We start from the raw sequence: 9,763 nt of genomic DNA on the forward strand, positions 1-9,763 counted from the left end.
CCCAGGCATTGGGGGGGCCCGGGGGGCCCCCGGGGGCGGGGTGGGGGCCGCCCCGTGGGTTTGTGGGTGCCCCCGGGGGGGCGCCCCCCAACCCCCGGGGCCGTTAATCACCGCGAGGCAAGAACGTCCCGGATTGCGCTGCGCTCCATCCGGGCTACGAAGTGTCCCTACTCCCCGTCCCGCAAACGCCGGTACAGCGCGCCCAAGATGTTGGAGTAATCGTCGGTCCAGACCCGCACCCGGTCGTCGGCTTCGGTCTGCTCCCATGATTTCGACGATGCGAGCCTGCCGACGTCGGCATCCTCGCGGGCGGAGATGACGACGTCGGTCGAGAAGATGTAGTCGCCATCGCGCCCCGAATCCTCGTTGTAGACCCAGCTCTTGAGATCGTTGGAATCGGCGATGCCGACCACGACGGTCTCGAGATCGAGGTGGCGGTTGGACACGTGCATCACCACGGCGCCGTGCGGAGCGAGCTTGTCCTTGTAGATCTTCATCGCCTCTTCGGTCGCAAGATGGATCGGGATCGCATCCGACGAATAGGCATCGACGATGATGAGATCATAGGCGCCGTCCGGCTCCTTCGCGAAGGTGAGGCGAGCATCGCCGATCACCGGCTTCAGGCCCGGCATGCAACTCGAGATATAGCGGAAATTCTTCGGATCGCTTGCCGCGTCGACCATGGACTGATCGATCTCGAAGAAGGTCCAGCTCTCGCCAGGCTCGGCGGCGCAGGCGAGCGTGCCCGATCCGACGCCGATCGCCGCGACCTTCAAGGGCGCGCCCTTGCGCTCCCGGATCGCGGTCACGGCCTGACCGATGCCGCCATCCTTGTGGTAGTAGGTGATCGGCTCGGGCCGTCCGGTGACCGGCGTGCCGTCATTGTTGAGGAAGCGCTCGGCGCCGTGGATCGTGGTGCCGTGCATCAGCACGTGGAAATAGCCGCCGGGCGTCACGACGATCTTGTGCACGCCGAAGAAGCTGCGCACCGTGGTGACGCGGCCTTCATCCGCCGGATAAACCCGGATCAACGCCAGCGCGAGCGCGACGGTGGCGAATATCTTCCAGCGGCCGGCGTTGACCGCCAGCGCCAGCAGGGCGGCGAGCACGCCAATGCCGCCGGCCACCCAGACGCGATGATCCTCGAACCAGGTCGACAGCCCGCCCGTCGTCATGGACGGCGCAACGAGCACGACGGCGAGCGCGGCAAGCGCCAGCCAGTACCATTTGATGATGCCCGCCAGCCGCTCGTTCGCGGGCGGCCGGCACAGCGCGGCAAGCGCGACCAGGATCGGATATTCGGCGATCCAGGAGAATGTGAACGGCGCAACGAGCCCTGCGAACAGGCCGCCGACCATGCCGCCGAACGACAGCGCGACATAGAATCCGGTGAGATATTTCGCGGCCGGCCGGGTCCGCGCCAATTCGCCGTGGCAGGCCATCGCGATGACGAAGAAGCACAATTGATGGCCGCCGAGCGTCAGCAGCAGGTTCTGTTCGCCGCCGAACGCCAGCAGGAAGACGACGCCCGCGATCGCGACCGGCTGGAGCATCAGCATCCATTTGTGCGGCAGCAGCGGCCGCGACTGGAACACCACCACCCAGGTCAAGAGATACAGCGACAGCGGCAGCACCCACAGCAGCGGCGCTGCCGCAACGTCGGTCGAGATGTGCGCGGTGACGGCGATGAGCAGGCCGGACGGCACTCCGGCGAGGAATATCCAGCGCAGCCGCGTCATGAAACCGGGCGCAGGCGCATTCAAATCCTCGGTTCGCACATCGACCATGGCGAGCTTCGGCGAGCGCAACAGCAGCACGCCGCAGGCGGCGATCAGGACGATCAGAATGCCGTAACCGCCGGTCCAGAGCCGGTTCTGCGTGTGCAGCGTGAACATCGGCTCCAGCAGGAATGGATAGGACAGCAGGGCGAGGAAGCTGCCGATGTTGGAGGACGCATAGAGGAAATAGGGATCATGTCCGGCAGGATGCCCGGTGCGGACGAACCAGGCCTGCAGCAACGGATTGTTGGCGGCGAGCGCGAAGAACGGCAGTCCGATCGAGATCACGAACAGGCCAAGCAGCCAGATCGCGTAGCCCGAAGCGGGCGGATCGCCATAGGCGGACGCGATGCCGAGCGGCAGCGTGGCGAAGGCCGCGATCAGCAGCAGGAGATGCACCACCACCGGAACGATGCGATTCCTCACCTGCATCAACACATGCGCATAGGCGTAGCCCGCCAGCAGCAACGACTGGAAGAACACCATCGCCACCGACCACACCGCCGGCGAGCCGCCGAGCCGCGGCAGGACCATCTTGGCGAACAGCGGCTGCACCGAGAACAGCAACAGCGCGCTGACGAAGATCGCTGCGGTGTAGACCGTCAGCAGCAGCCGGTTGCGTGACGAGGATGACTGCTCCGTGGCGGCGGGTTGCACGATCGAATCCATGGAAGCTCCGGCATAATCCCGGCGGGTGCCGGGCGCGCGCAATGGAGCACAAGGCGCCTGAACGGGCAATAAAGGGTCTCGTGATGTTGCAGCGGGAAATGCTTGATATAAGACGGTCGTGCCGGGGCGATGCGACGGGACCGCGAAGCGCGGCCCGGAGCATCGAACCCGGAACCTCGAGATTCTCCGATGCGGAGCCCGCATCACAGTTCGGGCTTCGCGCACCCCGGAATGACACCACTAGGGCCGCATGATCGAAACCGACGTCATCATCATCGGCGCTGGCCATAACGGCCTCACCTGCGCGGCCTATCTCGCGATGGCCGGCTTGCGCGTGCGCGTGGTCGAGCGCCGCAAGGTGGTCGGCGGGGCCGCGGTCACGGAGGAATTTCATCCGGGCTTCCGCAATTCGGTCGCGGCCTACACTGTGAGCCTGCTCAATCCGCAGGTGATCCGCGACTTGAAGCTGGCCGAACAGGGCCTCAGGATCGTCGAACGGCGCGCGCAGAATTTTCTGCCCGCGGCAGACGGCAGCTATCTTCTCACCGGCGAGGGGCGGACGCAGGCGTCCGTCGCACGGCTGAGCGCGCGCGACGCAAACGCGCTCGACGGGTTTTCGCGCGAGCTGGAAGATATCGCCGACGTGCTTCGGCAGTTCGTGCTGCGCGCGCCGCCCAACCTGCTCGATGGTTTCGGCACGGCATCGATCCGCGAGGCCGTGAACGCATTCCAGAGCGCCAATATCCTGCGCGGGCTGTCGCTGGAGCAGAGCCGCAGCCTGCTCGATCTCTTCACCCGCTCGGCTGGCGAGATGCTGGACGAACGTTTCGAGCACGATCTGATCAAGGCGCTGTTCGGCTTCGATGCCATCGTCGGCAATTATGCCAGCCCTTACGCCGCGGGCTCGGCCTATGTGATGCTGCATCACGCGTTTGGCGAGGTGAACGGCAAGAAGGGCGTCTGGGGTCACGCCATCGGCGGCATGGGCGCGATCACGCAGGCCATGGCGCGCGCCGCACGCGACCGCGGCGTCGTGATCGACACCGATGCAGGCGTGCGCGAGGTCATCCTCGAGCGCGACCGCGCGGTCGGCGTAGCGCTGGAGAACGGCACGACCATCCGCGCGAGATATGTCGCATCCAACGTCAATCCGAAGCTGCTCTATACGCGGCTGGTCGCCGCCGATGCGCTTCCCCAAAACTTTCTCGACCGCATCCGGCACTGGAAGAACGGCTCCGGCACCTTCCGCATGAACGTGGCACTGGACCGCCTGCCCTCCTTCACGGCACTGCCGGGCGTCGGCGATCATCTCACCTCCGGCATCATCCTGGCTCCCAGTCTCGGCTACATGGACCGCGCCTTTCTCGATGCCCGCGCGCACGGCTGGAGCCGAGAGCCCGTCGTGGAAATGCTGATCCCCTCGACGCTCGACGATACGCTCGCGCCCGCAGGACAACATGTCGCGAGCCTGTTCTGCCAGCATGTCGCGCCGGAGCTTCCCGATGGAAAGTCGTGGGACGACCATCGCGACGAGGTCGCCGACCTCATGATCGCGACGGTGGACAAATACGCGCCGGGTTTTGCGACCAGCGTGCTCGGCCGCCAAATCCTGTCACCGCTCGATCTCGAACGGCAGTTCGGCCTGCTCGGCGGCGACATCTTCCACGGTGCGCTGACGCTGAACCAGCTGTTCTCGGCCCGGCCGATGCTGGGCCACGCCGATTATCGCGGACCCGTGAGGGGCCTCTATCACTGCGGCTCCGGCGCCCATCCCGGCGGCGGCGTCACCGGCGCGCCCGGCCACAACGCCGCGCAGGCAATCCTGAGGGATCACCGGTCGCTGTTCGGAAGTCGTGGATAAGCCCGTGGATAAGCTGTGGACAGCCTGTTGGCAGAGCTGTGAAAGGGCGCTGGGTTACGCCCCTCCAAGCTTGGTACAAATTGGTGGAAAATCCGGGGATGAACGGCGGGATAATCCGTGGACAAAGTCCGGAAAAACCAGCGGATAGCCTGTGGGCATTCTGTGCAAGCCAATTCCCAAAAACGACTTCGCCCGCCAGGGGGCAATTCCCCCGACGGGCGCGGCTCGAAAGCAGTCGTATGGAGAATTGGCCTCGCCGGGAAATGGAAGGCGGAAATTACTTCAAGGAGCTGCTAATCGAAGTGAACTTGTCGTTCAGGGTGGTGCCCAGGCCGTTCACCACGGTGATGATCGCCAGCGCGATACCGGCTGCAATCAGGCCGTACTCGATTGCGGTTGCACCTGAATCGTCGGTCCAGAACTTCAAAATCATGCGCTTCAAGTCTCGCCTCCTATTCCATTTCGAACTGTGTGGGTTGCCCAACACCCGCAAATCTACGTGGCACAACCTGAGGTCGGGTTAACCTCGTGAATGCAAGTTATGCGAAAAATCGGGAACAAAAGTTCCAAAAATTGAACCGGACGGAAACCAGAGAATGCAGCCTTCCCCCACCCATCGCGCCAGTTTTTCGATCGGCGGCGAGATCGCCGCCAGGCGCATTGTCGACGTCCTAACCGAAATGTTCTTCGAGGACGATGCGGCGGTCGCCGCCTTCGAACAGCCGAACGGACAGTGGGACGTTGCGCTGCATTTCGCGAACGCGCCGGACCGGGCTTGGCTGCGCGAACTCGTTGCAACCGCAGCAGGAAATGAGATCGCGGACACGCTGGCCTTCGACACCGTCGAAGCCAGGGACTGGGTCAAGGCGAGCCTGGAAGATCTCGTCCCGGTGCCGGCCGGACGCTTCGTCGTCCACGGCAGCCATGATCGCGACCGCGTGGCGCCGAACAAGCTCGCCGTCGAGATCGAGGCGGCTCTCGCCTTCGGCACCGGCCATCACGGTACCACGCGCGGCTGTTTACTCCTGCTTGACCATGTCCTGAAAAGCACCCGGCCCGGCCGCGTGCTCGACCTCGGCACCGGGACCGGCGTGCTGGGGATAGCGGCGGCGAAGGTGCTGCATCGCGCGGTGCTGGCCTCCGACATCGACCCGGCCTCGGTCAAGGTGGCAGCCGAGAACGCCGCGTTGAACGAGGTCGGTCACCATGTGCGAGCAATCCGCGCCACCGGCTTCGCGGCGGCTGATTTCGGCAGATGCGGCCCGTTCGACCTGGTGCTGGCCAACATCCTTGCCAATCCGTTACGGCAATTGGCGGGCCCGTTGACGCGGCACCTCGCACCTGGCGGGCGCGTCATCCTCTCCGGCCTGTTGACGCCCCAGGTCCCCGCCGTGATCGCCGCCTACCGCGCGCGCGGCCTCGTGCCTCTGAAGCACTTGCGGATCGAGGGGTGGAGCAGCCTGTTGCTGCGGAAGATGGGGTGAGTCGGGGGGCTGCCGTAGGTGCCGCTACTTTGCGGCCTTCTCGTCCCGGCGCATCGCGCGCTCGGCCTGCGAGGCGCGCCTCGCGCGGCGTTCAGCGAAACGGTCGATCATCTGGTTGATGAGGCCGCGCGGTTTCTTCGGTGCTGCCGGAGCCGGGGCGCGGCGCACCGGCGGCGTAATCTTCTCAAACGTGAACGCTGGCATCGAGTGTCCCCTCGTCGTTGAGATGAACAACTTGCTCGAATTTCCCTGTTATCCGGACGAAGCGCAACTGCCGCATCCTGTACTCCACTCAATTCGAATGGAACTGTTCAAGCACAGTCCATGCCAGATGCGACCTCAAATGCGTCTACATTGCGGACTGATCCGCATGATCCTAAAGTGATCCACCATGTTCGAAGCGCACTTCCAGACATTCGAGGAGCCCGAGGCCGGCGTCGCATTGACGGCGCGGCTGGCCGCGCTCCGTGAAGAACTCGCCCGCCGCAAGCTGACCGGTTTCGTGATTCCACGCGCCGATCAGCAGCAGAATGAGTACGTGCCGCCGTCGGAAGAGCGTTTGGCCTGGCTGACCGGTTTTACGGGCTCGGCGGGACTGGCGGTGGTGCTGACGCACGAGGCCGCATTGTTCGTCGATGGTCGCTACACGATCCAGGCGGCCAAGCAGGTCGATTCAAGGGCGTGGGCCGTGGAATCTCTGATCGATCCCCCGCCGGAAAGCTGGATATCGGCACACCTGAAGGCCGGCGACCGCCTAGGATTTGATCCGTGGCTGCACACTTTTGCGGCAGCCGAGCGTTTGTCCGCCGCCTGCGCCAAGGCCGGTGCCGAATTGGTCGCCGTCGACAGCAATCCGGTCGATGCGATCTGGCAGGACCGGCCACAGCCGCCGATTGCGCCGGTCACGGTGCACGGGATGCAACATGCCGGCGTGACTGAAGCCGAGAAGCTGACGCAGATCAGGAGCGAGATCGGCAAGCTCGGCGTCGATGCGCTGGTGCTGTCCGACAGCCATGCCGTGGCCTGGACCTTCAACATCCGCGGCGCCGACGTCGCGCATACGCCGCTGCCGCTGTCCTATGCGCTGGTGCCGAAGGACGGTCGTCCCACCATCTTCATCGATCACCGCAAGCTCTCAAATTTGACCCGCGACCATCTCGAGCAGTCCGCCGAGGTGCGCGAGCCCGATGCAATGGCGCCAACGCTGATGGCGCTCGCCAAGAGCGGTGGATCGATCGCGCTCGACAATGCGACCGCGGCCGACGCCCTCAGCCGGTTGATCACGGGTGCTGGCGGCAAGCCGGTGCGCGGCAGCGATCCGATCGCGCTGCTCAAGGCGGTCAAGAACACGACCGAGATCAAGGGCACGCAAACGGCGCACCGGCGCGACGCCGTAGCGCTGGCACGCTTCCTCGCCTTCATCGACCGCGAGGCGGCAAGCGGCAAGCTCACCGAGATCGACGCGGTCGAGGCGCTGGAGACGTTCCGCCGCGATACCGGCGCACTGAAGGATGTGTCGTTCCCGACCATATCGGGCACCGGCCCGAATGGCGCGATCGTGCACTACCGCGTCACCCGCAAGAGCAACCGGCGGATCGTACCCGGCGATCTGCTGCTGATCGATTCAGGTGCACAATACGAAGACGGCACCACCGACGTCACCCGGACCATGGCCGTGGGCGAGCCCACCGACGAGATGCGCGACCGCTTCACGCGTGTGCTGCGCGGTCACATCGCGATCGCGCGGGCGATATTTCCCGATGGCGCCACCGGCGCGCAGCTCGACACACTGGCACGGCAATATCTCTGGGCCGCCGGCGTCGATTTCGAGCATGGCACCGGCCACGGCGTCGGCAGCTATCTCTCGGTGCACGAAGGACCGGCGCGGATATCGAAGCTCGGCACCACGCCGCTGAAGCGCGGCATGATCCTGTCCAACGAGCCCGGCTACTACAAGACCGACGGTTTCGGCATCCGCATCGAGAACCTCGAACTGGTGGTCGCTGCCGACATCAAGGGCGCGGAAAAATCGATGAACGCGTTCGAGACGCTGACCCTGGCGCCGATCGACCGCCGGCTGATCGATGTCGGCATGCTGGGCAAGGACGAACTCGACTGGCTCAACGCCTACCACGCGCGCGTCAGGACCGAGGTGCGGCCGGCGCTGGACGCGACGACGAAGGCCTGGCTGGACCAGGCCACGGCGGAGTTGAAGGCGTAAGCGCGTCGTTCACGGTCTCGACGCATAGCACCACGCGATTTGCGCAATGCTCATTTCCACCCCCGCTGTCATTCCCCGCGAAGGCGGGGAATCCAGTATTCCAGAGACAGCAAACGTATGCGGAGACGCCGCGGCGTACTGGATCGCCCGGTCAAGCCGGGCGATGATACCGAGTTTTTGACGCGAGCAGCGCGCCAAATCCGTCCTCATCGCGCCGCCATTATAACCGTCCCGGAATCCGTATAGCCGCATTCCGAAACGCCGATATGCGTCTTGTGCGAGCGCGCTACAGTCCGATTCGAATTTCTGCGAGACGGACACGCATGCACGGCATGATCAGCAAGCCGCCGGAAACGGCGCAACACAACCTCGCGACCTCGCGCGTGGTTTTGCTGCTGCTCGTCGTCATGACCGGCATCGCGCCGATCTCGCTTTACATGCTGGTTCCGGCGCTGCCGGTACTGGCGACGACCTTTGGCAGCGACATCTCGGTCGCGCAGATGACAGTCTCACTGTACATGGTCGGCATCGCGCTGTCGCAACTCATCATGGGCCCGCTGTCGGACCGTTTCGGGCGACGACCGGTGCTGCTCGGAGGACTGGCGCTGATGGTAGTCGCCAGCGTCGCCTGCATCTTCGCGGAAACCCTACCGCAGCTGATCGCCGCGCGCTTCTTCCAGGCGCTGGGCGGCGCCGCCGGCATGGTGGTGAGCCGCGCCATCATCCGCGACATCTACGAGCGCGATCGCGTCGCCTCGATGATCAGCCTCGTGGTCGCGGCGCTCATGATCGGGCAGATGGTCTCCCCGCTCAGCGGCGGCCTGATCGAAACCGCGTTCGGCTGGCGCGCGATCTTCTACGCCATCACCGTCGCCGCGATCATTGTCGCCATCGGCATCGCATTCGCGCTGCCCGAGACCCGCCGAGACCGCGCCGCCGGCAGCGGCTTTCGCGGCGATGTCGGCATCCTGATCCGCAACCGCGCCTTCGTCGGCTACGTGATGTGCCAGGTGCTGGCCTCGCAGATCATCTTCACCTTCGCCGGCGGCGGCCCCTATATCGTGGTGACGCAGATGGGCAGGACCAGCGCTGAATACGGCGCGTGGTTCGCGACGACGGGTTTTGCCTATCTCGTCGGCAATCTGCTCTGCGTGCGCTTCGCGCCCAGGCACTCGTTGGAGAAGTTGATCTGGTTCGGCCTCGCGCTCCAGCTTTGCGGCAGCCTGTTGAACCTGCTGTGGAGTTTCACCGGCTGGAACGAGGCACCCGCCTGGCTGTTCGGCACGCAGATGATCGTGATGGTCGGCAATGCTTTCGTGATGGCGAACTCGGCCGCCGGCGCGATCAGCGTCCGTCCCGAGGCCGCCGGCACCGCATCAGGTGCGATGGGCTTTCTCCAGCAGGGCATCGGCGCGCTCATGTCGCAATTCGGCGCCTATCTCGGCGGCCATTCCGCGACCACGCTGCCGCTCACCGCCGCGGTGCTGGCGATCTCCCTGCTCTGCGCCTGCACGATGATCTTCGTCGTCCCCCGCCGCGAGGTCATGGTGAGCGAGACGCTGATCGAGCAGGCGGAAGAGGAAGAGAGCGGGATGATGTGAGGGATGGCACGCCGCGTCCTCCGTCATTGCGAGCGAAGCGAAGCAATCCAGACTGCGACCCGCGGAAAGATACTGATCTTCCCCCAAAAAAGTGGACATGGATCAAGCCGATTTTAGCTCCATCTCGACCGGGCTGATATAGCCGATGG

Annotated in this window: 7 protein-coding genes; 4 read left to right on the forward strand and 3 right to left on the reverse strand. The window is 64.9% G+C overall.

The annotated features are described in order from the left end of the window. Positions 1–167: 167 nt before the first annotated feature. Positions 168–2,447, reverse strand: coding sequence for a spermidine synthase (locus AC0L3K_RS35400; RefSeq protein WP_473255988.1), 2,280 nt, complete (start codon positions 2,445–2,447; stop codon positions 168–170). A 250-nt stretch (positions 2,448–2,697) separates the two neighbouring features. Here AC0L3K_RS35400 and AC0L3K_RS35405 point away from each other — a divergent pair, with 250 nt between their 5' ends. Beyond that, on the forward strand, positions 2,698–4,308 hold the full coding sequence (locus tag AC0L3K_RS35405; protein ID WP_473255989.1) for a phytoene desaturase family protein: 1,611 nt from the start codon (positions 2,698–2,700) through the stop codon (positions 4,306–4,308). A 277-nt stretch (positions 4,309–4,585) separates the two neighbouring features. On the opposite strand, the gene AC0L3K_RS35410 is transcribed toward AC0L3K_RS35405, so the two are convergent. Continuing rightward, the gene (locus AC0L3K_RS35410; RefSeq protein WP_007600877.1) at positions 4,586–4,741 is read right to left on the reverse strand and encodes a Flp family type IVb pilin; all 156 of its coding nucleotides are present in this window, start codon (positions 4,739–4,741) and stop codon (positions 4,586–4,588) included. Positions 4,742–4,904: 163 nt separating this feature from the next. On the opposite strand from AC0L3K_RS35410, the gene AC0L3K_RS35415 reads away from it, so the two are divergent. Next, on the forward strand, positions 4,905–5,792 hold the full coding sequence (locus AC0L3K_RS35415) for a 50S ribosomal protein L11 methyltransferase (RefSeq protein WP_007600876.1): 888 nt from the start codon (positions 4,905–4,907) through the stop codon (positions 5,790–5,792). Between the two features lie 24 nt (positions 5,793–5,816). Here AC0L3K_RS35415 and AC0L3K_RS35420 read toward each other — a convergent pair whose 3' ends face one another. Further along, complete coding sequence (locus AC0L3K_RS35420; RefSeq protein WP_007600875.1) at positions 5,817–5,996, reverse strand: hypothetical protein; 180 nt, start codon at positions 5,994–5,996, stop codon at positions 5,817–5,819. Positions 5,997–6,183: 187 nt separating this feature from the next. Between AC0L3K_RS35420 and AC0L3K_RS35425 the strand changes: the two genes are divergently transcribed. Both AC0L3K_RS35425 and AC0L3K_RS35430 read left to right on the forward strand, forming a co-directional pair. After that, on the forward strand, positions 6,184–8,013 hold the full coding sequence (locus AC0L3K_RS35425) for an aminopeptidase P family protein (protein WP_007600874.1): 1,830 nt from the start codon (positions 6,184–6,186) through the stop codon (positions 8,011–8,013). Between the two features lie 323 nt (positions 8,014–8,336). Beyond that, a complete protein-coding gene (locus AC0L3K_RS35430) occupies positions 8,337–9,614 on the forward strand; it encodes a multidrug effflux MFS transporter (protein ID WP_007600873.1) in 1,278 nt (425 codons plus the stop codon). The last annotated feature ends 149 nt before the right edge of the window (positions 9,615–9,763 follow it).

The sequence above is a fragment of the Bradyrhizobium sp. MI1.10 genome, assembly GCF_055811035.1.